Genomic DNA, 24,438 nt, shown 5'->3' on the forward strand with positions numbered 1-24,438 from the left:
ACGGTCTGTATGGGAGGACATGCATTTCTATGTCGAACGATAAACAGTTTGTCGAGGAAATTACGCCACAGAGCGAAGATTTTTCCCGATGGTATATTGACGTTATTAAAAAAGCAGAACTGATGGATTATTCCCCGGTTCGCGGGTGTATTGTATTCCGCCCAGATGGTTTTGAAATTTGGGAGCATATCAAGGAAGCCATGGATGTTCGTTTCAGAGAGACGGGGCATCGAAATGCCTATTTTCCAATGTTCATCCCCGAAAGCTTTTTCCAAAAGGAAAAAGAGCATGTGGAAGGATTTAATCCTGAGCTTCCTTGGGTAACCGAGGCTGGTGGGGAAAAGCTGGAAGAGCGTCTTGCAATCCGTCCGACTTCAGAAACGATGATTGGACATATGTACTCCAAATGGATTCAATCCTATCGAGATCTGCCTGTGCTGATTAACCAATGGGCTAACGTAGTACGCTGGGAAAAACGGACACTGCCTTTCTTGCGTACAAGTGAATTTTTGTGGCAAGAAGGCCACACGGCTCATGAAACAGAGGAAGAAGCACGTGAAGAAACGATGAAAATGCTGGAAGTGTACCGTGAGGTTATCGAAGAAGTTCTGGCTATTCCAGTTATTACTGGACAAAAAACACCATCCGAAAAATTTGCAGGTGCGAAGGATACCTTCTCGCTGGAAGCGATGATGAAGGATGGGCGTGCAGTACAGGCTGGGACTTCGCATTATATGGGGACTAATTTCGCGGTTGCATTTGACATTAAATATTTAAGCCGTGAAAACAATCTGGAATTCGCACATACAACTTCATGGGGAACAAGTACACGTTTGATTGGTGCACTGATTATGGTCCATGGAGACGACCGCGGTCTGGCTTTGCCTCCTAAAGTTGCACCTACGCAAGTCGTTATGGTTCCAATCGGACCACCTAAGAAGCGTGATGCAGTTATCGCGCGTGCAGATGAACTGTTCGCTGAGTTGAAGCAAGCAGGTGTACGTGTGAAAATGGACGACCGCAGCGATGTAAGTCCAGGCTGGAAATTTAACGAATATGAAATGCGCGGTGTACCGGTACGTTTGGAAATCGGACCTCGTGATATGGAAAACGGTGTTTGCGTACTCGTATCCCGTATTAGCGGCGAGAAAAAAGTTGTACAGCAGGACAACCTGGTAGAGGAAGTCCAAGCAATGCTCGTACAGGTACAACAGGAAATGTATGATCGTGCGAAGAGTTTTATGGAAGAAAACTTCTATTCCGTCGATACGCTGGATGAAATGAAGGCGCTCATGGAAGAAAAACGTGGCTTTACTTTGGCAGGTTGGTGTGGATCTGAGGAATGTGAAGACAAGGTCAAAGAAGTGACAGGTGCTACAAGCCGTAATATACCGTTTAAAACAACCGAGCAAAAGACCACATGTCTGTGCTGTGGTAAACCAGCCAAGCATACTGTAGTGTTCGCACGGGCGTACTAATTAAGAAGTAAAGCAAACCCATTATACTCACTTCATTTTCTCTGCCAGCAGTATAACTGTACGTGGCAATGCCCCGTAGGATTTATATTGCCGTGATGGAGGGGTGAGGTGGGCTACGAAAAGCTTTTGCGGTCGGAGATTTTTTTGACGCAGAAGCTTTTCATGTTTTCAGAATGTAGAATTGAACATGAGGAGAACGGCTGTACATTATGAAGACAGCTAGGCTAGCATCAATAGAAAATGGGGGGAGAGCCATGGGCGGAGCTGAAGAAAAGAGAAAGCGGCTGGAACTGCTGATGAAACAGGTTGTGATGCCTGCAGGAGTGGTTGAACCTTACTTTTTGGACGGTTGGATTGATCAGGTGGAAATTAGCCGTACCAATAAGGATTGGAATATCATCATTGTCAAGGAGACACTGGTTCCCGCTCAGGTGTACCGTACGTTTTGCATTCAGGTACAGGAAAAGATGAATCACATCGCTAAAATAACGTTTCAGTTTCATTATAGTGAGCAGGTTCAACCTGGTGATATCATTGGCGAATATTGGAAGCTTTTTTTGGAGTGGGTGCATCGTGAAATTCCCTCTGTAAACGGTTGGATGAATCGGGCTGTGCATGAGTGGGAAGATGGGCTATTCATACTGACGATGAGCGATAGCATGTCGCTGGAACTGGCACGTAAAAAACAGATTGACCAAGCTATTATCAAATTTTACGACAAATATTTTGGACTTTCCATGCGCGTTAAAATTCAGGTGGGGGAAAGTAACCAGGAGGCTTTGCAGCAGTTCCAAGAGAAGAAGATGCAGGAAGAACGCGAAGTTATTCAGAAGATGATGGAAAGTATGGAATCTGAATTGCCGCCTGAAGATGAGGAAGAGGGAGACGTCCGGCTTCAATTTGGTTATGAAATCAAAGAACCACCTGTTCCGATGCAGGATATTCAGGACGAAGAAAAGAAGGTCACGTTACAGGGGACGATCTTCGGTCTGGATAGTAAAGAGCTGCGTAATGGTAGTACACTGTTTACATTCTATTTGACGGACTTTAGTGATTCGCTACAGATGAAAATGTTTGCAAAAACAAAAGAAGATCTAAAGATACTTAGCCTGCTGGCTAACGGAAAATGGGTCAAAGTCCGCGGTCGAGTAGAATACGATCGTTTTATGCAAATTCCCGAGCTGGTTATGATTCCTTCCGATCTGGTTGAAGTACAGGCTCCACCTACTCGTAAGGATAATGCAGAGGAAAAGCGGGTTGAGTTCCATCTGCATACGAAGATGAGCGCAATGGATGCTGTAGCCTCGATTGACCAATATGTTAAAACAGCCGCCAAATGGGGGCACAAAGCGATTGCGGTCACCGATCATGGTGGTGTGCAATGCTATCCTGATGCTGCTAAGGCAGCAAAGAAAAACGGAATTAAAATGATCTACGGCATTGAGGCCAATGTGGTTAATGATGCAGTTGAGGTTGTGATGCAGGCACAGCCGTTAAATTTGAAAACAGCGACTTATGTCGTTTTTGATATTGAAACTACGGGTTTGTCGGTCACGCAAAATAAAATCATTGAGATAGCGGCTGTCAAAATGCATGAAGGCAAGGAAGTTGACCGTTATGCTACCTTTGTTAATCCGCATGAGCGTATCCCCTACAATATCCAGCAACTGACCAACATTAACGATGAAATGGTCAAGGATGCACCGGATGTGGAACCAGTTATGAAGGAGTTCGTGGCTTTTGCTGGCGATGCTGTGTTGGTTGCCCATAATGCGAGATTTGATGTCGGTTTTATCCAGGCGACTCTTCGAAAGATGGGTTTGCCTGAAATGACCAATCCGGTACTGGATACACTGGAACTGGCGCGTTTGCTTTTTCCAACCATGAAGAATCACCGCTTGAATACGCTGACGACTAAATATAAGGTTGCGCTTGAAAGCCATCACCGGGCCATTGATGATACGGTTGCGTTGACAGAGGTGTTGAATGGTTTGTTGAATGATGCTGAACAAATTAAAGGTATGAAAATGCTCGACCGCTTGAATGACTATGTGGGAAAGGATTTATCGACCGCTCGTCCGTTCCACTGCTGCATTTATGCCCTTAATCCGATAGGTAAAAAAAATCTGTACAAGCTGGTATCGATGTCTCATACCGAATATTTTAAACGTGTGCCTTGTATTCCTAAATCAAAATTGTCGGAAATGAGAGACGGACTGCTCATCATTTCCGGCTGCGAAAAAGGAGAATTTTTCGAGGCCGTGTTGAACAAATCCGAGGAAGAAGCCGAGGAAATCGCACAGTTTTATGATGTGCTGGAGATTCAACCTTTAACGATGTATATGCATCTGGTGGAAAAGCAGCTCGTAAGCGGACCTGATGCTCTGAAAACGGCCATACGCAAAGTATGCGAAATAGGAAAACGACTTGATAAGCCTGTGATTGCTACAGGCAATGTCCACTATTTGGAGACTCGCGATAAGCTGTACCGTGATATCACCATTCACGGCATTACGGGATTTAGCCCGCTAAAGGATATCCGTAAGCCGGATGCTCATTTACGGACAACGGATGAAATGCTGGCGGAGTTCGAGTTTTTGGGTGAGGAAAAAGCTTATGAGGTCGTTGTGACAAACACGATCGAGCTTGCGGACCGTTTTGAGGAACTGGAACTGTTCCCTGACAAGCTGTTTACGCCATTGCTGGACGGAGCAGACGAGGAAATCCGTAATACATGCTATGAGACGGCTCAATCCATTTATGGTGAACCCTTGCCTGAGGTCGTTGTAGCTCGCCTTGAAAAAGAATTGGAACCTATTATTAAATACGGTTTCTCCGCTAACTATCTCATTTCCGAGCGTCTGGTTAAAAAGTCTAATCAGGATGGATACCTGGTAGGTTCACGGGGGTCTGTTGGCTCTTCTGTGGTAGCTACTTTTCTCGGTATTTCTGAGGTTAATCCATTGCCTGCCCATTACATTTGCGGTAATCCTGAATGCAGACACAGCGAATGGTTTTTGGACGGTAGTGTGCCGAGCGGGTTTGACTTGCCAGATAAAAACTGTCCGAATTGCGGGGGCAAGCTCAAGGGTGAGGGACAGGATATACCCTTTGAAACGTTCCTCGGCTTTAAAGGAGATAAAGTTCCCGATATTGACTTGAACTTCTCCGGAGAATATCAGCCTGTCGCACATAACTATACGAAAGTACTGTTTGGTGAGAAAAGTGTTTTCCGTGCAGGAACCATCGGTACGGTTGCCGAGAAAACGGCGTTTGGTTTTGCAAAAAAATATGAAGAGGCACACCATAAAAAATGGCGCGGGGCTGAGCTGAACAGGCTGGCTTCCGGCTGTACAGGTGTAAAACGCAGTACCGGACAGCATCCAGGCGGGATCGTTGTTGTTCCCGATTATATTGAGGTCGAGGACATTACACCGGTGCAATATCCGGCTGATGATACGAGTTCAGAATGGAAAACGACGCATTTTGATTATCACGCTTTTGATGCGAATTTACTCAAGCTCGATATTCTGGGCCATGATGATCCGACTATGATGAGGATGCTTCAAGATTTGACCGGGGTTGATCCTACGACGATTCCCATGAATGATCCTAAGGTAATGAGCATGTTCAACTCCACGGAGGCACTCGGTGTAACACCGCAGCAAATCCGTACACCTGTCGCAACCTATGGTGTACCGGAGATGGGAACAAAGTTTGTACGCCAGATGCTGGTAGAGTCGCAGCCGAGTTCTTTTGCCGATTTACTGCAAATATCCGGTTTGTCTCACGGTACGGGTGTATGGCTGGGGAACGCGCAGGAATTGATCAAAAATAATACCTGCAACATCAAGACCGTAATTGGTTGCCGGGATGATATCATGCTGTTTTTGATTTACAAGGCGGGAATGGATGCGGGTCTGGCCTTTAAAATTACGGAGAGCGTGCGTAAAGGTAAGGGACTTAGTGCCGAATGGATTGAGGAAATGAAAAAATGCAAGGTGCCACAGTGGTACATTGATTCCTGTCTGAAAATCCAATACATGTTTCCGAAGGCGCATGCTGCAGCCTATGTTATTTCAGCGGTGCGTACAGCGTATTTCAAGCTGTATCATCCGATTGAATATTATGCGACTTACTTCTCAGTACGTGCAGCCGATTTTGATATTGAACTGTGCTGTCAGGGGTATGATGCGATAGCGCGTAAGATTGTCGAAATCGAGCAGCTCGGTTTTCAGGCACCACCAAAGGAAAAAGGGATGCTGCCAATCCTGGAAATGGCTTTGGAAATGACGGCTCGCGGTTTCAGTTTCAAATCCATTGATTTGTACCGTTCCGAAGCTACACGCTTCAAAGTGGATGGAGATTCGCTCATCCCTCCGTTCGGAGCCCTTCAGGGGATTGGTGACAATGCGGCGCGTAACATCGCAGCTGCCCGTGAACAGGGTGAGTTTTTGTCTGTCGAGGATTTTCAGCAAAAGTCGAAGGCCAGTAAAACCATTGTCGAAATGCTGTCCCAGATGGGATGCTTCCGTGGTCTGCCAGAGAGTAATCAGCTGTCTCTGTTTTAATTCGTACCACAGTAGTCAAGCTCTGGCACTTGTCACATAACTACGGTTATGTTATAATTTTTTTGGTAATCATGGAGATAAAACCGTTGCTAAAAGAGTGGGGAAACCCACTCTTTACTGTTTGATATACAGTTACAACGTGAAAACGTTATTTTTGGGCCAAAAACCGGTAAGCCGGTTTATTTGCAGTGAGCCCGAAATGAACATTACATCAAATAAAAATGGAAAATGCCGGTGATGAAGAAGCATTGTCCATAGTAATGGGGCGTCTTTTTTCACCACAGGAAAGTTTACTTTTGGAGGTTATAATCTTTGAGCACACCAAAGATCAAATCAGCAGTAGAAGAAATGGCCCAACCTTATCTCGATGAGCATGGCTTTGAACTGGTCGATGTCGAGTATGTTAAAGAGGGCAGCAATTGGTTTCTTCGCGTTTTTGTAGACAAAGACGGAGGAATTGATCTGGACGACTGTAGTATGATCAGTGAGTATCTGGGCCAAAAGCTGGATGAGAATGATCCGGTTTCTACAGCATATTTTCTGGAGGTATCTTCACCAGGCGCCGAAAGACCGCTGAAAAAAGCGGAGGACGTTGCTAAAGCGGTAGGCAAAAATGTATTTGTTACTACATACGAGCCGATCAACGGCCTGAAGGAATTTGAAGGTCGTCTGCTTTCTTTTGAGGATGGAGAGCTTACCGTTCAAAGCGGACAAAAGAAGCATGCCATACCTTATGAAAAGGTAGCTGGTGCAAGGCTCGCGATCATATTTTAATTCGGATTTGATTGTTGCTGTTTGACATGACTTCATGTATTTTACCTCGTGTGCTGACCAGGACACAGGTGCCATCATTTGAAAGGGGGAGCAGTAATCCATGAGTATGGATTTTATTGAAGCAATGAACGAGTTGGAAAGAGAAAAGGGGATCAGCAAGGATGTGCTGTTTGAGGCCATTGAAGCAGCCTTGATTTCCAGCTACAAACGGAATTTCAACACTGCACAGAACGTGCGTGTTGATATGAACCGCAACTCGGGAGTCATTAAGGTATATGCGCGCAAGCTGATTGTTGAGGAGGTATTGGACCCTCGCACCGAGATTTCGTTGCCGGCAGCTCGTGAAATTAATCCGCATTTTCAGTTGGAAGATATCGCTGAAATTGAAGTTACACCACGTGATTTTGGACGGATTGCTGCACAAACAGCGAAGCAGGTCGTGACCCAACGTATCCGCGAAGCGGAACGGGGATTGATCTACAACAAGTTTGTGGACAAGGAAGAAGATATTGTAACAGGTACAGTACAGCGCCAAGACCCACGCAATATTTATATTGATTTGGGCAAGGTAGAAGCGGTTTTGCCGTTGAGCGAGCTGATGCCAAATGAGAAATTTAATCATCTGGATCGAATCAAGGCTTATATTACCAAGGTAGAGAACACAACTAAAGGACCGCAAATTATGCTGTCCCGCTCACATCCGGGTCTGCTTAAGCGTTTGTTTGAACTCGAAGTGCCTGAAATTTTTGACGGTGTTGTAGAGATTCGTTCTGTGGCGCGGGAAGCAGGCTTCCGTTCTAAAATCGCGGTTCATTCCCGCAATGAAGAAGTTGATCCGGTAGGCTCCTGTGTAGGACCTAGAGGAACACGGGTACAAACTATTGTGAATGAGCTGCGTGGTGAAAAAATCGACATCGTGCGCTATTCCGATAACGTTGATGAATACGTTGCTAATGCGTTAAGCCCTTCTAAAGTACTTGAAGTACAGGTGTTTGAAGAAGAAAAGATGGCACGCGTCATTGTACCGGATTATCAGCTTTCTCTGGCTATTGGCATTAAAGGGCAGAATGCTCGTCTTGCTGCTAAGCTTACGGGCTGGAAAATTGATATTAAGAGTGAAACACAGGCGGAGGAAGAGCTTGGCAGACCAAGAACATCCACCGATGAAATGCATCAGGATTCCGTGTCAGTAGATTAAGCGGAGTGTAGGGGGGTTAATGCATGAAACAGAGAAAGATACCTTTGCGCAAATGTGTGGCCTGTCATGAAATGATGCCAAAGAAGCAGTTGATCCGTGTCGTCAAAACCCCTGAAGACGAAGTGCTGATTGACTTGACCGGTAAAAAGTCAGGACGCGGCGCTTACTTGTGCGGCAAAGCCGCCTGCTTCAAGCTGGCTCAAAAAAGTAAGGCACTGGATCGAGCATTGAAGCACTCGGTTCATCCTGATATCTATGAGCAGCTAAGTCGTGATTTTGCTGCCGTCGAGGAAGAATTCCTGGCGGCACAAGGCAGCGTGCAGGATGAGTAAGGCGCTGTCTGGATTGGGTCTTGCCATGAGAGCTGGCAAGCTGCTAACAGGTGATGAGATCGTTTATAAAGCGATCAGGTCTTCAGAAGCCAAGCTGGTCATTCTTGCGAAAGATGCTTCAATGAATACTCAAAAGAAATTCCGCGACAAATGCGGGACGTACAAAATCCCCTTATTGATAGGATTTGACCGGGAAAGCTTGGGAAGCAGTATCGGCAAACCTGAACGGGTGGTGCTGGCTGTGACAGATCAAGGATTCGCGAAATTGATCATGAAACATGCGGGGATAATGTCGGAGGTGGAGTATATTGAGTAAACAAGAAAGCAAAGACAAAGTGCGGGTATACGAATACGCCAAATCGTTGAACATGAGCAGCAAAGAAATTATCACCATTCTTAAACGGCTGGATATTCCCGTGAACAACCATATGAGCGTCATGGAACATGATGCCGTAGGTAAAGTGGAAAACTTTTTTAAGAATATCAAATCCAATGCTGCGGCTAAGCAAGGTGGAGCAGACACGGCGCAAGTAAGCTCGAATCAGGCTCGTTCAAGCCAGGCCGGTTCAAGTCAGACCGGTTCAAGTCAGAACAGTAATCATTCAACTGAGCAAACCAAAAATCAACAGGAAAAGCAGGTAAGTATGAATAGGACAAACAACAACCAAAACAGTAATCGAAGCAGCGCTCCAAGAGTGCAAGGTAGTCAGCAGGGCGGTCAAAACCGCAGTCAGCAAAGTACAAATAAACCAAGTGGTCAGCAAGGCAGCCAGAACCGCAGTAATGGTCAACAACAAGGAGGACAACAGCGTTCCACTAGTAACACAGGTACGCGTTCTCAAGGAAGTAGCCAGGGTGGTACGGCAGTAAGAACATCTTCATCTACGGGAAGCAGCAATGCGAACCGTAATAGTGGTGGTGGCAACCGTACAGTCAGCAGTAACGGTAATAACCGTTCCGGTCAAGGCCGTTTCGACGATAACCGTCAAGGCGGAGGACGCGGTGGTAGCGGTGGCCGTGGTGGTAACCGCGGTGGTAACAATCGTGGTGGTAAATTTAATAACCGTGGTAAAGGCCAACCGCAGGAGCGTCGTGAGAAAATCGACAACACGCCTAAGAAAATTATTGTGCGTGGTGAGATGACCGTAGGCGAAACAGCGAAGCTGCTTCACAAGGATGCTTCAGAAGTTATCAAAAAGCTGATTATGCTCGGAACAATGGCGACAATCAACCAGGAATTGGATATGGATACCATTCTTTTACTGGCCGGAGATTTCGGCGTTGAGGTAGAAGTGAAGATTCCGGTTGAAGAAGATCGTTTTGAAACTGTGGAAGAAAATGATGATCCAGCGGATCTGAAAACACGTCCACCAGTTGTAACAATCATGGGTCACGTCGATCATGGTAAAACCACTTTGCTGGATGCTATTCGCTCCACCAATGTAACGGGTGGCGAAGCTGGTGGTATTACACAGCATATCGGTGCTTATCAGGTTGAAATCAACGGTAAAAAAATCACTTTCTTGGATACACCAGGTCACGAAGCCTTTACGGCAATGCGTGCTCGTGGTGCTCAAGTTACAGATATGACGATTATCGTGGTTGCAGCTGACGACGGTGTTATGCCACAGACGGTCGAAGCTATCAACCATGCGAAAGCGGCAGGTCTGCCTATTATCGTGGCTGTGAACAAGATTGACAAACCGGATGCGAACCCGGATAAAGTGAAGCAAGAACTGACGGAATATGAGTTGGTACCTGAAGAGTGGGGCGGAGATACCATTTTCGTCAACGTTTCAGCGAAACAAAGAATGGGTCTGGAAGATCTGCTCGAAATGATTCTGCTGGTAGCTGAAGTGAATGAATACAAAGCGAACCCGGACAAACGTGCACGCGGTACAATCATTGAGGCTGAGTTGGATAAAGGTCGCGGTTCTGTAGCTCGTGTGCTCGTTCAGAACGGTACTCTGAAAGTCGGTGATGCCTTCGTAGCGGGGAATTGCTTCGGGCGTGTACGTGCTATGGTCAACGACAAAGGTCGCCGTCTCAAGGAAGCTGGACCTTCCACGCCAGTTGAAATTACTGGTTTGACAGAAGTTCCACTCGCTGGTGATCCGTTCATGGTGTTTGAGGATGAGCGCAAAGCCCGTGCTATCGCTGATAGACGTGCGATCACGCAGCGTCAGTCAGATCTGGGCAGCAACACCCGCGTAACGCTGGATGACCTGTTCCAACACATCAAGGATGGTGAGATGAAGGATCTGAACGTCATTATCAAAGGTGATGTACAGGGTTCTGTCGAAGCGCTGAAGGGCTCCTTGAACAAGATTGAAGTAGAAGGTGTACGCGTCAAAATTCTTCACAGTGGTGCAGGTGCAATCACCGAATCCGATATTATTTTGGCTGCTGCTTCCAATGCTATCGTCATTGGCTTTAACGTTCGTCCAGATAATCAGGCGAAATCTACAGCGGAAGCTGAAAAAGTGGACATTCGTCTACATCGCGTTATTTACAATGTCATTGAAGAAATCGAGCAGGCTATGAAAGGCATGCTGGATCCTGAGTATAAAGAAAATGTGATCGGGCACGCTGAAGTTCGTAACGTATTCAAAGTTACTAAAGTCGGTACGATTGCTGGCTGTATGGTGACGTCTGGTAAGATTACCCGTTCAGCAGAAGCACGTCTGATTCGTGACGGCATCGTGATTTTCGAAGGCAAAATCGACTCACTGAAACGCTTTAAGGACGACGCAAAAGAAGTTGCCCAAGGTTACGAATGTGGTATTACCCTTGATGGCTATAATGATGTTAAGGAATCCGACATTATTGAAGCGTTCGTCATGGAAACAGTGGAGCGCTAACGGCAGAGAGGTGAGCATCCATGGCTAAAATACGTACAGGTCGAGTTGGCGAGCAAATTAAGAAGGAACTAAGCCTACTCATACAAACCGAATTAAAAGACCCCCGTATCGGTTTTATTACGGTGACGGGTGTCGATGTCACAAACGATTTGTCGCAAGCGAAAGTATACTTGAGTGTACTTGGGGATGAAGAACAAAAAACTTCTTCCCTGAAGGCATTGGACAAAGCGAACGGTTATCTTCGTTCTGAACTTGGCAAACGGATACGGCTTCGCCATGTTCCTGAGCTGATTTTCAAAATTGACGAATCTATTGCTTACGGCAGTCGAATTGAAAAGCTGTTGAGTGATATCGACAAGGACGAAAAATAGGAATTCCTGTTGGTCCGAAGAAACCACGAACTGAATGTAAAGGAGACGGCAATGCATACCTATGAACAGGCGCTTCAACAAGCGAAGGAATTTATTCTGGAGCATGATGATTACCTGATCGTATCGCATGTGCAGCCGGACGGAGACGCAGTCAGCTCCACCGTAACGGTGGGCTGGCTTCTCTCATGTCTGGGGAAGAAATTTACCATGTTGAATGAGGGAGCGATTCCCAAACGCATGGATTTTTTATGGCATGCCGATGAGATTATGGATATGAGCCAGCAACCGCCAGAACAGAAATACAACCGGATCATTTGCGTGGATTGTGCAGATTACCGTCGTGTTGGTTTGACAGAACAGTTTTTTGCGGAAGATGCCGTTATCCTGAATATTGATCATCATCCAACGAATGATGCGTATGGTACGGTGAATGTAATTAAGTCGGATGCAGCAGCAACAGCGGAAATCCTTTTTGATTTACTGGAAATGTTTGCTGTGAAGTGGGACGTTGAAGTAGCGACTTCTGTGTATACAGGACTGCTTACGGATACAGGAGGCTTCCGGTATTCCAACACTTCGCCAAAGGTGATGTCTATTGTGTCACAGTTGCTCACTTATGGTGTAGATGGTCCATCTTTGTCTGAAAATTTGCTGGAAGAAATGACATTCCCGCAAATGAAGGTGCTGACCAAGGCATTGCAGACGCTTACCATGTCGGAGGATGGTAAAGTCGCCTGGGTGGTTGTTACACCTGATGATATGGAGGAGTGCGGAGCTGTGAACGAGGACTTGGAAGGGATTGTTAACTATCCAAGAAATATTCGTGGCGTTGAAGTAGGCATTTTCTTTAAAGTGATCAATGAACAAGCGGTTAAAGCCAGCATGAGATCGGCAGGTCGTGTTGATGTAGCTGCGTTAGCCCAGTCGTTTGGGGGCGGAGGCCATGTTCGTGCGGCGGGCTGCCGGCTTGAAGGCAAACTGGAGGATATTATTAAGATCGTTGTAGGGCGTGTGAAGGACGAGCTATGAACCCGATGAAGAAGGAACAGGCAAGTTGGGAAGGGATTCTGCCCGTCTTTAAACCCGCTGGATTTACCTCTCATGATGTGGTAGCGAAGGCTCGTCGTTTACTGGGGATGAAGCGAATCGGACACACCGGAACGCTTGATCCGCAGGTAACCGGTGTGCTGCCCTTGTGTTTGGGACGTGCTACCCGAGTCGTAGAATACATGCAAGAGCGGCCCAAGGAGTATCGGGCTACGCTGAGATTAGGCATTGCGACCGATACCGAAGATCTTACGGGGACAGTTATTGAAGAAAGTCAACGTCCGGTAGAAGTAACGGAACTGGAAGCCAAAGCGACGCTGGAGCGTTTTGTTGGTACGATTTCTCAAGTGCCGCCGATGTATTCCGCACTCAAAGTGAATGGCAAACGTCTATATGAACTGGCTCGAGAAGGCAAAACCGTAGAGCGCAAAAGCCGCGAAGTAGACATTTACGAGCTGGAGATGACAGGATTCGCGCAGACAGGATCATATGTGGACATTTCCTTCCGTGCTTTATGTTCCAAAGGGACATATATCCGTACACTATGTGTTGATATTGGCCGTGCCTTGGGATATCCTTCGACGATGGTCAAGCTGGAGCGAACCATGTCTGCGGGAATTTCCGCGGAACATTGCCTGACGTTCGAAGAGATAGAGCGTTGCGTAGCGGATGGCAGTTTGGATGAGCGGCTTATTGCAACCGATCAGGCGATTGACTATATGCCTGAGCATACGGTGGTCGAAGCAAAGGCAGCTGCAGCTTTGCAAGGCCAACGTTTGTCACCGAGTATGATTTCACCACCTGTGGTCGACAGCCAGCCCTTCCGTTTGTATAAAGAGGATAAAACGTTTTTAGGTATATATGGACGAGATGAATCAGGGGCAATCGCCCCAATTAAAGTTTTTTTAAGATTGTAGAATTTATAAATTTTCAGCGGAGCTGAACATTTCTATAATCGCAAGAAAAACTTCCGCTAGGCGCGGTCTGGCTTCCGTGAAAGTACGTCGATAGACGTTTTTCTTACCTTGAATTGTGCTATAATTTTGACGAAGTTAGTCAAATGATGTGAAATGCAGGTGAATGAATATGATTACCGTTTCGTTATCTTATCCATTGAGTGATGAGCTTTTACAGCAATGGGGGCGTCCACAGGTCACGGCGATTGGTCAGTTTGACGGTCTTCATCTGGGGCACGCAAGCGTTATACACCAAGCCGTTTCGCTGGCTCGGGAACAGAAAGTACCGGGTTCTGTCATGACATTTCATCCTCACCCGAAGGAAGTCATGAAAAAAGGTGACTATGAAGGTTATTTAACACCGCTTGCGGACAAGCAGACTATTTTGGCTGATATGGGTGTGGATGTTCTTTATATTATGAGCTTCAACGAGGATTTTTCCAAGGTCAGTCCTGAGGCGTTCATGACAGATGTACTGCTTCCATTGCAAATTCAAACGGCAGTAGTAGGCTTTGATTTTCGGTTTGGCTACCGAGGGGCGGGGCATGAGGATACGCTTCGCAAGCTTGGTGGGGAGCTGATGGCTGTCCACACTGTACCACCGTTTGAACTGGATGGGGAAAAGGTGAGCAGCTCTGGCATCCGCCGTGCTTTGCAGACCGGGGATCTAACACATGCGTCTCGCTGGTTGGGACGTCCTTACCGTATACGGGGTACTGTAATGGATGGAGAGAAGCGGGGACGCACCATCGGATTTCCGACCGCCAATCTCAAATTAGATGATACTTACGTAATTCCGGTCAAAGGTGTATACGCTGTACGAGCACTTGTAGGCAATCGTTGGATCAGCGGTGTCATGAATGTAGGAGTTAAGCCTACCTTTCATGAAGGTGTGCTGAATCCGTCGTTTGAGGTGCATCTATTTGATTTTAATCAGCAGATTTATGGCGAGTCTGTGCTGGTTGAGCTTCATCATTACATCCGTCCTGAACGTAAATTCTCTTCAGTGGACGAGCTGATCAGTCAAATTGGCAATGACGCACAGACGGCTAAAAAGCTCTTGGGCTAATTTATTTACATAAGACAGGCGCTGTGTTATACTGACTTATGTTGTGTAAACAACGATGAACCTTAGCTTGGTTGTCCGCTTTCACCGGCGGCTACGAGGCTAGTGGCGATTATAATGAAGGAGGTGAACAGGATGGCATTGACTCAAGAGCGTAAACAGCAATTGATCGAGGAGTACAAAACTCATGAATCCGATACAGGATCACCTGAGGTACAAATCGCTATCCTTACTGAAAACATCGTCAACTTGCAAAGTCACTTTCGTTCGCACAAGAAAGACCATCACTCCCGCCGCGGGTTGTTGAAAATGGTCGGTCAGCGTCGTAAACTATTGGCTTACCTGAAGAAGACTGATGTTAAACGTTACAGTGCGTTGATCGAGCGTCTCGGACTGCGTCGTTAATTTTCAGACATGTAATGAGAAAAGAAGCCTGGTTGTTCACCGCTTGTCCCTGCTAAGGCGACGGCGGACAGCAGCCGGGTTCTTTTTTGAAATGAGGAATCTTTTTTAAATTACATATCTTATTTGAATGTGTTTCTTATGAATAAGACCTGCGCAGGAAATACTGGATATGTATAGAACTTTTACAATGGAATGAAATGGAGGGATACCATGGAGCAACGTGTAGAAATGCAGCTCGGCGGAAGAAAGCTGGTGCTGGAAACAGGACGTCTTGCGAAACAAGCCAATGCGGCAGTTAAAGTAAGCTATGGAGAAACAGTTGTGCTTTGTACCGTGACTGCTTCCCGTGAACCGAAAGATCTGGACTTTTTTCCGCTGACAGTAAACTATGAGGAAAGATTGTATGCTGTTGGGAAAATTCCAGGTGGATTTATTAAACGTGAAGGACGACCAAGTCAAAAAGCGATTTTGTCCAGCCGTTTGACAGACCGTCCGATTCGTCCATTGTTTCCTGAAGGCTTCCGGAATGATGTACAGGTATTGAACTTGGTGATGAGTGTTGATCAGGATTGTGAACCGGAAATTGCAGCGATGATCGGAACCTCGGCGGCACTTAGCATTTCAGACGTGCCTTTTAACGGGCCGATTGGCGGAGTTGCTGTAGGCCGTGTAAACGGACAATTCGTGATTAACCCGGACATTGCCCAACAGAATACCAGCGATATGTACCTGGTTGTAGCCGGAACGAAAGATGCCATCATGATGGTAGAAGCTGAAGGTGACGAAATTCCAGAGGAAGTCATGCTGGAAGCCATTATGTTCGGCCACGACGAGATTAAGAACATTGTCGCAGTCATTGAACAATTGGTTCAAGTGGCAGGTAAAGAGAAAATGCAGGTTAAGCTGCATACTGTTGATGAAAAAGTGAACAGTGAAGTACGTGCTTATGCAGCTGAGCGTTTGGTGGAAGCTGTTAAAATTGCAGAAAAACATGCCCGTCAAGAGGCAATTGATGCAGTTAACGAAGAGACAGTTGCCCACTTCGAAGCACAATACATAGAGACGCCTGAGCTTTTGAAAGACGTGAGCGAAGTTCTCTATGATATCGTTAAAGAAGAAGTTCGTCGTCTGATTACGCATGATAAAGTGCGTCCTGACGGTCGTAAGCTTGATGAAATTCGTCCGATCGAAAGCGACACGAGCATTTTGCCACGTACGCATGGCTCGGGCTTGTTCACACGTGGTCAAACGCAAGCGCTTAGCGTTTGTACACTTGGTGCATTGGGTGACGTACAAATTCTGGACGGTATTGATCTGGAAGAAACGAAACGTTTCATGCATCATTACAATTTCCCTCCATTCAGCGTAGGTGAAGCTCGTCCTTTGCGTGCGCCGGGTCGACGTGAAATTGGACATGGTGCTCTTGGTGAGCGTGCGCTTTCCAAAGTAATTCCTTCCGAAACTGAATTTCCATACACCATCCGTCTGGTTTCCGAGGTGCTGGAATCGAACGGTTCAACCTCCCAAGCTAGTATTTGCGCAAGCACACTGGCTATGATGGATGCAGGTGTACCGATCAAGGCACCGGTTGCAGGTGTAGCCATGGGATTGATCAAGGACGGAGATCATGTTTCCGTGCTGACGGATATCCAAGGTATGGAAGATCATCTGGGCGATATGGACTTTAAAGTGGCTGGTACAGCAGAAGGTGTAACTGCCATTCAAATGGATATTAAAATTGACGGTATTGACCGTGAAATTTTGCAGGATGCGCTCAAGCAAGCTAGAGAAGGACGTTTGTTCATTCTTAGCAAGATGATGGAAGCTATCCAAAAGCCGCGCGAGCAGTTGTCTCCGTATGCTCCAAAAATTATGACGATGCATATTAATCCAGACAAAATCCGTGATGTTATTGGCGCGGGTGGTAAAATCATTAACAAAATCATCGAAGAAACCGGCGTGAAAATTGATATCGAGCAAGATGGCCGTGTGTTCATCGCTTCCACAAACCAAGAGATGAATGAAAAGGCGCGCTCCATTATTGAAGGTATCGTTAAGGAAGTTGTAATCGGAGAGATTTACATCGGTACAGTGAAGCGGATTGAAAAATTCGGTGCATTCGTCGAGATTTTACCGGGCAAGGACGGTCTGGTTCATATTTCTCAACTGTCTACTGAGCGTGTAGCCAAAGTTGAGGATGTAGTTGCTATTGGAGATACGATTACGGTGAAAGTAACTGAAATCGATCAGCAAGGTCGTGTCAATTTGTCCCGTAAGGCGGTTCTGACGGCTGAAGCTCCTGCAAAGTCCTAGGTTCTGACACAGCGGACCACAGTAACAGGAAGTCTATCCGTTTTCTACAGAACACGGGATTGCAATAAGTATTATTTAAGCTTTTGGAAAGAGGCAGAGATACGTTTCTGGCTCTTTTTTCATACATACGCACAAGTGTGCCGAAGGGGCTTCTAGAAGCTACTGCGTCATAGTTCTTGTCCTCCCCGCATACAATGTGGACAAACGGGCGGGAGGATGAAGGGACCATGAGAAGGGCAAAGAGAGCGGCGTGGGTTGTAGCCAGTTTGGCCATCACGCTGATCATCGGGCAGTTTAGTGGGGTTCGTGATTACATTGGTCAATTACGTGACGGACAAGGTACAGAAGTTAACGAGCCAGAGGCCGTAACAACGATGGCGGTTGCGACTTTACCTGATAATGCGCTTATGCAGCGACTACGTTCTGAAGCAGCCCGTCAGCGGCGGGAACCGGTTGATGCCAAGATCGACAGAGTATGGAAGGCTATTCCGGGCTATAACGGACTGGAGGTCGATCTGGATGCGACCTATCGTAAAGCGATAAAGGCCCCAGACCGCCCAATCCAGTATGTGTATCGGCAATTGGCGCCCAAAGTACATTTGAACCAGCTGGGGAATGTGCCAATTTACAGGGGAAATCCCGAGAAGCCGATGGTATCCTTCATGATCAATGTGGCTTGGGGAAATGAGTATATCGTGCCAATACTGAATACGCTGGATCAGGAAAAGGTAAAGGCTACGTTTTTTCTGGATGGAAGCTGGCTGAAAAAAAATCCCGAACTCGCCAAGGAGATTCAAAAAAGAGGACATGAGCTTTCGAATCATGCCTATTCTCATCCGGATATGAGTCGTCTGAGTCGGGCAAGGGCCACACAAGAAATACAGAAGACGGAAGTGCTGCTTCAAGAAACTTTAGGTGTGAAAAACAGCTGGTTTGCCCCGCCGTCAGGTGATTTTAATCAGCAAACAGTTGATCTGGCCGCAGAACTCGGACTCAAAACCGTGCTGTGGACATTGGACACCGTAGACTGGAAGCATCCGTCGCCAGAATCGGTGGTTAACAAAATCAGCAGTAAGGTTGAATCAGGCTCCCTGATATTGATGCACCCGACAGATTCCTCAGCGGCGGCTCTTAAAGGCATGATTCATGCGATTCGGAGTAAGGGACTCGTGCTCGGAACTGTCAGTCAGACGCTTTCCCCTGATCGGCAGCTACCTGCTCCGGTTGAGTGAACGTCTTTTTTCTGTTAGGATTGAACATTATGGCTAAGTATGCAATTCAGTTTAGGAGGGCCAATCGTGGAAAAAATTCAACTCAAAAACGGCCTAAGAGTGGTCATTGAAAAAATTCCAACCGTGCGTTCAGTTTCTTTTGGCATCTGGGTTAAAACCGGCTCCCGGAATGAAACACCGAACAATAGCGGTATTTCTCATTTTATTGAACACATGCTTTTCAAAGGAACAGAGCGCTTTAGCGCGAAGGAAATTGCTGAGCAATTCGACGCCATCGGAGGGAATGTTAATGCGTTCACTTCGAAGGAATATACCTGCTATTATGCAAAAGTGCTGGATGAGCATCTGCCGATCGCGATTGATGTGTTGTCTGATATGTTCTTTAATTCCAAATTGGATCGTGATGAACTAGCAAGAGAGAAAAATGTGATTCTTGAGGAAATCTCCATGTACGAGGACACACCGGATGATATGGTGCATGATCTTGTATCTCGGGCAGCTTATGGTGAACATCCGCTGGCTTATCCGATTCTCGGAACCGAAGGGCATCTGCTTGCTATGGATAGCTCACATCTCAGCCACTATATGAAGGAGCATTATACAATTGATAACACAGTTATAAGTGTAGCTGGCAATGTTAACGATCGACTTATCGAATTGCTGGAGCAACATTTTGGACATTTTGATAATTATGGAACCGTTTCGCCGCTAACCGTGCCTGTTTTTAACGGTGAGCAGTTGTATCATGAGAAAGCGACGGAGCAAAATCACATTTGCTTATCCCTACCCGGATTTGCAACTGGCGACGAACTCCAGTATGCTATGGTATTGCTGAATAACGCGATCGGCGGCGGCATGAGCTCACGTTTGTTTCAAGAAATTCGGGAAAAGCGCGGGCTGGCTTATTCAGTTTATTCCTATCATAGCTCTCATGCGGATAGCGGTTTGTTCACGATCTATGCAGGAACGGCCCCTAAGCAGACAAAGGACGTGCTGGATTTGACGCTGGAACTGCTGCGGAATTTGGCTATCCACGGATTGGACGAGAATGAGCTCCATAAAGGCAAGGAACAGTTAAAAGGAAGCTTGATTTTAAGCCTTGAAGGTACAGGCAGCCGGATGAACCGTCTTGGAAAAAATGAGTTGATGCTGGGTCGGCATTATACGCTGGATCAAATGATCGAACATATTGAGCAAGTGACGGCTGATGATGTGAACAAAGTGTTGGACCGGATGTTCTCGGAGCCGTTTGCCCTGTCGATGGTCGGAGCGAGTGATTCAGCGGTTAAGGATATGAGGAGGGACTATTTTGTTAACTTACGTGGAAATTAACAGACTTGAGGGCAATGAAGATATTGAGTTGCCTCGTAAAATGTCAGAGCTTGCATCCGGATTTGACCTGTATGCAGCGGTACAGGAGGAGCTGGTGCTGGAACCCGGCAAACGTTGTCTTGTTCCAACCGGATTTGCAATAGCTATGCCAGCAGGACTGGAGGCACAAATCCGACCGCGCAGTGGACTGGCTCTCAAGCATGGTATTACCTGTCTCAACACACCGGGGACGATTGATGCGGATTATCGTGGGGAGATAAAGGTACTCCTTATTAATTTGGGTGAGGAATCATTCACGATTACACGTAATGAGCGAATTGCACAAATGGTATTTCAGGCTGTGCCTGAGGTGGAATTGAAACAAGTAGACCAGTTGTCTGAAACCGTGCGTGGTGCTGGGGGCTTTGGCCATACAGGGCGCTGAGTCTATGAATCATTTTATGAATATAAATACACAAAAAAAGCTGTCCCATCATGGGCGGCTTTTTTTGCTTTTCACCCCTCTCCGGGCGCTTGCATAGAATAAAAGCATATCGTGTCTCGGAAAGGAGTGATCCGGATGCTAACAGGAATACGCATCCTTGTTTTGGGAGGCGATGCGAGGCAGCTTGAAGTCATCCGTAAATGTGTGGACATGGATGCTACGGTCAGCGTGGTTGGCTTTGATAAGCTTGAAACACCACTCAAAGGAGTATCACTAGAGCCATTGTCAGTCAAGTTGCTGGAGTCGTCAGACGCGCTGATTCTGCCGGTTGTGGGATGCGATGAGGAAGGGAACGTGAATGCACTTTTCGGAGCGCAAAAGCTCCAATTTTTGAATGAGCATGCTGCTGCTCTTCCACCGCATTGCGTTGTGTACACAGGGATGGCGCGGACATACTTAAAAGATATTTGTACCAGGCACGATTTGAAGCTGGTGGAGCTGCTGGAGAGAGACGATGTAGCCATATACAACTCCATACCTACGGCCGAAGGCGCATTGATGATGGCCATTCAGCATACAGATTTTACGATTCATGGTGCCGATTGTATGGTTCTGGGCATGGGACGGACTGGATTTACCATGGCAAGGGCACTGCAGGGCTTGGGAGCCAAAGTGAGGGTTGGAGTACGGCGGGCAGAGGATGTGGCGAGAGCGGTGGAAATGGGGTGGAGCCCTTTTATGACAAGGGATTTAGCGGATGAGACACAGGGAGTTGACTTGATTTTTAATACGATACCCTCTATGATTATCACAGCGCAAATCCTGTCTAAATTGCCACTGAGTACCGTGATTATAGATCTTGCTTCCGCCCCGGGTGGATGTGATTTCCGTTATGCGGAAAAGCGTGGCATCACGGCTATGCTTGCCCCCGGCCTTCCCGGTATTGTTGCTCCCAAAACTGCTGGTGCCATTATAGCGAATACGCTGGTGCAGTTGTTAATGGAAGATAATCCTGAGCGGGGGGATGCACAATGAGTTGGCAAGGGAAAACAGTCGGTTATGCAATTACAGGCTCACATTGCACATTTGAAGAGGTAATGCCTGTTATACAGCGCTTTGTTGATATGGGTGCTAAGGTCGTTCCCATTATATCCAATACGGTACTAACAACGGATACCCGCTTTGGTACATCGCAAAGTTGGCAAAAACAGTTGAAAGATATAACAGGGAATGATATCATTTCTACAATTGTGGAGGCTGAACCACTGGGGCCTTCCCAGATACTCGATGTGCTGGTGATTGCACCTTTGACGGGGAATTCGATGAGCAAGTTGGCGAATGCGATGACAGACAGTCCGGTGTTAATGGCTGCCAAGGCGCAATTACGCAACGGTCGTCCACTTCTTTTGGCCATATCTACTAATGATGGATTGGGTCTGAATGCTGCCAATATCGCCAAGTTACTAGTAGCTAAAAACATCTTTTTTGTGCCGTTCGGACAGGACAATCCATTTAAAAAGCCAAACTCGCTTGTGGCTAACATGGAGCTGATTCCGGAGGCTGCTTACGAAGCAATGCAGGGCAAACAGCTTCAGCCGATGATTGTGGAACGCAAGACCCCATGAAGTACTATAGTTAACTGCTGAGCATCCCTCGCCTAGAAGATGATTCGATCATGCATCGGGTCTAATTTCTTGTTGGCGGTGGATGCTTTCAGAATAAAAAATGGTTTTTTAGTCGAGAAGGGGAGATACACCAGATGAGCAATAGAAAGTTTAATGTAGCTGTCGTTGGAGCGACAGGCGCTGTAGGAGAACAAATCGTAAATCTGCTGGAAAAAAGAGATTTTCCTGTGGACAAAATCAAATTTCTTTCTTCGCCTCGTTCTGCCGGCACGTTAATTAGCTTTAAAGGTCAGCAGATTCCAGTAGAGATTGCTACCCCCGACAGCTTTGAAGGAATCGACATTGCCTTGTTTAGTGCAGGTGGAGACGTAAGTAAGGAACTGGCACCACATGCAGTACGTCACGGGGCAGTTTGCATTGACAACACGAACGCATTTCGAATGGAACCGACAGCTCCTCTTGTAGTGCCTGAGGTGAACAGCGATAAAATTGCCGAGCATCAGGGTATCATCGCCAACCCGAATTGCTCCACCATCCAGATGGTAGCTGCTTTGAAACCATTATATGATAAGTATGGTATTTCCCGTATTATTGTATCCACTTACCAGGCAGTGTCCGGCGCTGGAAGTCGTGCCATTGATGAATTGAATCGTCAAAGCGTAGCAATTCTTAACGGTGAGGATGTTCAGCCTGATCTGTTGCCTGTGGGTTCATTGCCAGTGAAGCATCAAATTGCTTTCAATGCTATCCCGCAAATCGACAAATTCCAGGACAATGGTTATACACTGGAAGAAATGAAAATGGTACGTGAAACGAAAAAAATACTGGGTGACGAATCCGTAGACGTAACAGCAACATGTGTACGTATTCCTGTCGTATACGGTCACTCGGAATCTGTCTACGTAGAGCTTAAAAAAGATTATGATTTAGAGGAAATCCGCAATCTGCTTGCTTCGGCACCTGGAGTAACGCTGGTGGACGATCCTGCTGGGCAGCTCTATCCGCTGGCATCCGAAGCCGCAGGGAAACCGGATGTATTCGTAGGACGTTTACGCCGTGATTTGGGCAATAGCCGTGGATTAAATTTGTGGGTCGTATCCGACAATCTGCTCAAGGGAGCGGCATGGAACGCGGTGCAAATCGCGGAAATTATTGCTGCAAATGCGGAGTAACGTTCCCAGAGCAGGGAGTAAGATGGGGGAAGAATGATGGGGATTTTAGTTCAAAAATTTGGGGGAACCTCGCTGTCCACACCCGAAGCGCGTCAACTTGTGCTGGGGCATGTGAAGCGAGAACTGGAACAAAATATTAAACTTGTTGTTGTTGTGTCGGCCATGGGGAGGAAAGGAGAGCCTTATGCGACGGACACGCTGCTCGATTGGGCGGCGTCTAACGGCGACAGTCTTCCGAAGCGTGAACGGGATTTACTGCTGTGCTGTGGTGAAATCATTTCTGCCGCTACATTATGTAGCCTGATGGAGAAAGAAGGTATTCCTGCTACGGTGCTGACTGGTGCACAGGCAGGCTTTATTACGGATGATCAATACGGCAATGCTCGTATTTTGGATATAAAGCCGGATCGAATTGTGGAAGAGCTAAACCAGGGCCGGGTCGTTATTGTGACAGGTTTTCAGGGACAGACAGCAAACGGTGATATGACTACGCTGGGCCGGGGTGGCAGTGATACCTCAGCCACTGCGTTGGGTGCTGCTCTACATGCGGATATGGTTGACATTTATACGGACGTTAACGGCATATTAACCGCAGATCCGCGTATTGTAGAAAATGCCAAGCCGCTTTCACATGTTAGCTATACGGAAATTTGTAATATGGCTCATCAGGGAGCAAAGGTTATCCATCCACGTGCTGTTGAAATCGCTATGCAGGCGAATATTCCGGTTCGTGTTCGCTCCACCTTCTCTGAAGGAGAAGGTACACTGGTTACACACCCTGAAGGCTTCAAGGACGTGGAGGCAGACATCGTAGACCGTTTCGTGACCGGTATTGCGTATGTCGGCAACGTCACTCAGATTACCGTAGAATTAAAGCCAGGTTTGGAGTATTTGCAGCTGCAAGTATTCAAATCTATGGCTGAGCACGGAATCAGCGTTGATTTTATTAATGTCACTCCATCCGGAGCGGTTTATACTGTGTCTGATCATGATGGAAGCAAAGCAGTTGAAGTATTGAACAATTTGGGTCTAGAGCCTAAGATTCTGGCCGGATGTGCTAAAGTTTCAGTCATTGGTGGCGGTATCAACGGGGTACCGGGCATTATGGCGACGATTGTAGAGGCATTGGCAGATTCAGATGTACAGATTCTTCAATCGGCAGATTCCAACACGACCATTTGGGTACTTGTAAAAAAAGATGATATGGTGCAGGCTGTACGCGCATTGCATAATAAATTCGAACTCCATCAGTAGGCGCATGTCCGTGCTCGGACTTGCAAA

At 46.7% G+C, this 24,438-nt stretch carries 20 protein-coding genes; all 20 read left to right on the forward strand.

The genetic code is table 11. From position 1 onward, the window contains the following. Positions 1–29: 29 nt before the first annotated feature. Positions 30–1,478 carry a proline--tRNA ligase gene (gene proS, locus LCF57_RS02865; protein WP_225999354.1) on the forward strand — a complete coding sequence of 483 codons (1,449 nt, stop codon included), beginning with the start codon at positions 30–32 and terminating at the stop codon, positions 1,476–1,478. A gap of 254 nt (positions 1,479–1,732) precedes the next feature. Next, complete coding sequence (locus LCF57_RS02870) at positions 1,733–6,049, forward strand: PolC-type DNA polymerase III (RefSeq protein ID WP_225999355.1); 4,317 nt, start codon at positions 1,733–1,735, stop codon at positions 6,047–6,049. Between the two features lie 312 nt (positions 6,050–6,361). Further along, positions 6,362–6,823, forward strand: a complete 462-nt coding sequence (rimP, locus tag LCF57_RS02875) for a ribosome maturation factor RimP (RefSeq protein ID WP_025719853.1) — start codon at positions 6,362–6,364, stop codon at positions 6,821–6,823. Between the two features lie 100 nt (positions 6,824–6,923). Then, positions 6,924–8,021 carry a transcription termination factor NusA gene (gene nusA / locus LCF57_RS02880; RefSeq protein WP_007430066.1) on the forward strand — a complete coding sequence of 366 codons (1,098 nt, stop codon included), beginning with the start codon at positions 6,924–6,926 and terminating at the stop codon, positions 8,019–8,021. 23 nt (positions 8,022–8,044) lie between these two features. After that, positions 8,045–8,353 (forward strand): RNase P modulator RnpM, encoded by a 309-nt coding sequence (gene rnpM / locus LCF57_RS02885; protein WP_007430067.1) that lies wholly within the window; start codon positions 8,045–8,047, stop codon positions 8,351–8,353. Further along, positions 8,346–8,669: a L7Ae/L30e/S12e/Gadd45 family ribosomal protein gene (locus LCF57_RS02890; protein WP_225999356.1), complete on the forward strand. Its 324-nt coding sequence runs from the start codon at positions 8,346–8,348 to the stop codon at positions 8,667–8,669. The genes rnpM and LCF57_RS02890 overlap by 8 nt, the downstream gene beginning before the upstream one ends. Further along, entirely contained in the window at positions 8,662–11,214 is a 2,553-nt protein-coding gene (gene infB / locus LCF57_RS02895; protein ID WP_225999357.1) for a translation initiation factor IF-2, read from the forward strand. The genes LCF57_RS02890 and infB overlap by 8 nt, the downstream gene beginning before the upstream one ends. 20 nt (positions 11,215–11,234) lie before the next feature. Further along, a complete protein-coding gene (rbfA, locus tag LCF57_RS02900; protein ID WP_025719857.1) occupies positions 11,235–11,585 on the forward strand; it encodes a 30S ribosome-binding factor RbfA in 351 nt (116 codons plus the stop codon). A gap of 51 nt (positions 11,586–11,636) precedes the next feature. Beyond that, positions 11,637–12,614, forward strand: a complete 978-nt coding sequence (locus LCF57_RS02905) for a DHH family phosphoesterase (protein ID WP_225999358.1) — start codon at positions 11,637–11,639, stop codon at positions 12,612–12,614. Then, a complete protein-coding gene (gene truB / locus LCF57_RS02910; protein ID WP_225999359.1) occupies positions 12,611–13,549 on the forward strand; it encodes a tRNA pseudouridine(55) synthase TruB in 939 nt (312 codons plus the stop codon). The genes LCF57_RS02905 and truB overlap by 4 nt, the downstream gene beginning before the upstream one ends. Positions 13,550–13,718: 169 nt before the next feature. Continuing rightward, positions 13,719–14,657 carry a bifunctional riboflavin kinase/FAD synthetase gene (locus LCF57_RS02915; protein ID WP_225999360.1) on the forward strand — a complete coding sequence of 313 codons (939 nt, stop codon included), beginning with the start codon at positions 13,719–13,721 and terminating at the stop codon, positions 14,655–14,657. Positions 14,658–14,789: 132 nt separating this feature from the next. Next, on the forward strand, positions 14,790–15,059 hold the full coding sequence (rpsO, locus tag LCF57_RS02920; RefSeq protein WP_007430074.1) for a 30S ribosomal protein S15: 270 nt from the start codon (positions 14,790–14,792) through the stop codon (positions 15,057–15,059). Positions 15,060–15,269: 210 nt separating this feature from the next. Then, entirely contained in the window at positions 15,270–17,372 is a 2,103-nt protein-coding gene (pnp, locus tag LCF57_RS02925) for a polyribonucleotide nucleotidyltransferase (RefSeq protein WP_225999361.1), read from the forward strand. A 227-nt stretch (positions 17,373–17,599) separates the two neighbouring features. Continuing rightward, the gene (locus tag LCF57_RS02930) at positions 17,600–18,604 is read left to right on the forward strand and encodes a polysaccharide deacetylase family protein (protein WP_225999362.1); all 1,005 of its coding nucleotides are present in this window, start codon (positions 17,600–17,602) and stop codon (positions 18,602–18,604) included. 66 nt (positions 18,605–18,670) lie between these two features. Next, positions 18,671–19,936 carry a M16 family metallopeptidase gene (locus tag LCF57_RS02935; protein WP_225999363.1) on the forward strand — a complete coding sequence of 422 codons (1,266 nt, stop codon included), beginning with the start codon at positions 18,671–18,673 and terminating at the stop codon, positions 19,934–19,936. After that, positions 19,914–20,360: a dUTP diphosphatase gene (gene dut / locus LCF57_RS02940; RefSeq protein ID WP_025719868.1), complete on the forward strand. Its 447-nt coding sequence runs from the start codon at positions 19,914–19,916 to the stop codon at positions 20,358–20,360. Before LCF57_RS02935 ends, dut begins: the two co-directional genes overlap by 23 nt. 135 nt (positions 20,361–20,495) lie before the next feature. Further along, positions 20,496–21,395, forward strand: coding sequence for a dipicolinate synthase subunit DpsA (dpsA, locus tag LCF57_RS02945; RefSeq protein ID WP_225999364.1), 900 nt, complete (start codon positions 20,496–20,498; stop codon positions 21,393–21,395). After that, on the forward strand, positions 21,392–21,985 hold the full coding sequence (locus LCF57_RS02950) for a dipicolinate synthase subunit B (protein WP_225999365.1): 594 nt from the start codon (positions 21,392–21,394) through the stop codon (positions 21,983–21,985). The genes dpsA and LCF57_RS02950 overlap by 4 nt, the downstream gene beginning before the upstream one ends. A 134-nt stretch (positions 21,986–22,119) precedes the next feature. Beyond that, positions 22,120–23,157, forward strand: coding sequence for an aspartate-semialdehyde dehydrogenase (locus LCF57_RS02955; RefSeq protein ID WP_225999366.1), 1,038 nt, complete (start codon positions 22,120–22,122; stop codon positions 23,155–23,157). A gap of 36 nt (positions 23,158–23,193) precedes the next feature. Continuing rightward, positions 23,194–24,411: an aspartate kinase gene (dapG, locus tag LCF57_RS02960; RefSeq protein ID WP_225999367.1), complete on the forward strand. Its 1,218-nt coding sequence runs from the start codon at positions 23,194–23,196 to the stop codon at positions 24,409–24,411. Positions 24,412–24,438 lie beyond the last annotated feature (27 nt).

This window comes from Paenibacillus sp. BJ-4, assembly GCF_020404765.1.
Taxonomy (GTDB): Bacteria; Bacillota; Bacilli; order Paenibacillales; family Paenibacillaceae; genus Paenibacillus.

Bases quoted from the DNA above. Each gene is read 5' to 3' on its own strand.
- proS (WP_225999354.1), top strand. From the start codon at position 30: ATGTCGAACGATAAACAGTTTGTCGAGGAAATTACGCCACAGAGCGAA.
- LCF57_RS02870 (WP_225999355.1), top strand. From the start codon at position 1,733: ATGGGCGGAGCTGAAGAAAAGAGAAAGCGGCTGGAACTGCTGATGAAA.
- nusA (WP_007430066.1), top strand. From the start codon at position 6,924: ATGAGTATGGATTTTATTGAAGCAATGAACGAGTTGGAAAGAGAAAAG.
- rnpM (WP_007430067.1), top strand. From the start codon at position 8,045: ATGAAACAGAGAAAGATACCTTTGCGCAAATGTGTGGCCTGTCATGAA.
- LCF57_RS02890 (WP_225999356.1), top strand. From the start codon at position 8,346: ATGAGTAAGGCGCTGTCTGGATTGGGTCTTGCCATGAGAGCTGGCAAG.
- rbfA (WP_025719857.1), top strand. From the start codon at position 11,235: ATGGCTAAAATACGTACAGGTCGAGTTGGCGAGCAAATTAAGAAGGAA.
- LCF57_RS02905 (WP_225999358.1), top strand. From the start codon at position 11,637: ATGCATACCTATGAACAGGCGCTTCAACAAGCGAAGGAATTTATTCTG.
- truB (WP_225999359.1), top strand. From the start codon at position 12,611: ATGAACCCGATGAAGAAGGAACAGGCAAGTTGGGAAGGGATTCTGCCC.
- LCF57_RS02915 (WP_225999360.1), top strand. From the start codon at position 13,719: ATGATTACCGTTTCGTTATCTTATCCATTGAGTGATGAGCTTTTACAG.
- rpsO (WP_007430074.1), top strand. From the start codon at position 14,790: ATGGCATTGACTCAAGAGCGTAAACAGCAATTGATCGAGGAGTACAAA.
- pnp (WP_225999361.1), top strand. From the start codon at position 15,270: ATGGAGCAACGTGTAGAAATGCAGCTCGGCGGAAGAAAGCTGGTGCTG.
- LCF57_RS02930 (WP_225999362.1), top strand. From the start codon at position 17,600: ATGAGAAGGGCAAAGAGAGCGGCGTGGGTTGTAGCCAGTTTGGCCATC.
- dpsA (WP_225999364.1), top strand. From the start codon at position 20,496: ATGCTAACAGGAATACGCATCCTTGTTTTGGGAGGCGATGCGAGGCAG.
- LCF57_RS02950 (WP_225999365.1), top strand. From the start codon at position 21,392: ATGAGTTGGCAAGGGAAAACAGTCGGTTATGCAATTACAGGCTCACAT.
- LCF57_RS02955 (WP_225999366.1), top strand. From the start codon at position 22,120: ATGAGCAATAGAAAGTTTAATGTAGCTGTCGTTGGAGCGACAGGCGCT.
- dapG (WP_225999367.1), top strand. From the start codon at position 23,194: ATGGGGATTTTAGTTCAAAAATTTGGGGGAACCTCGCTGTCCACACCC.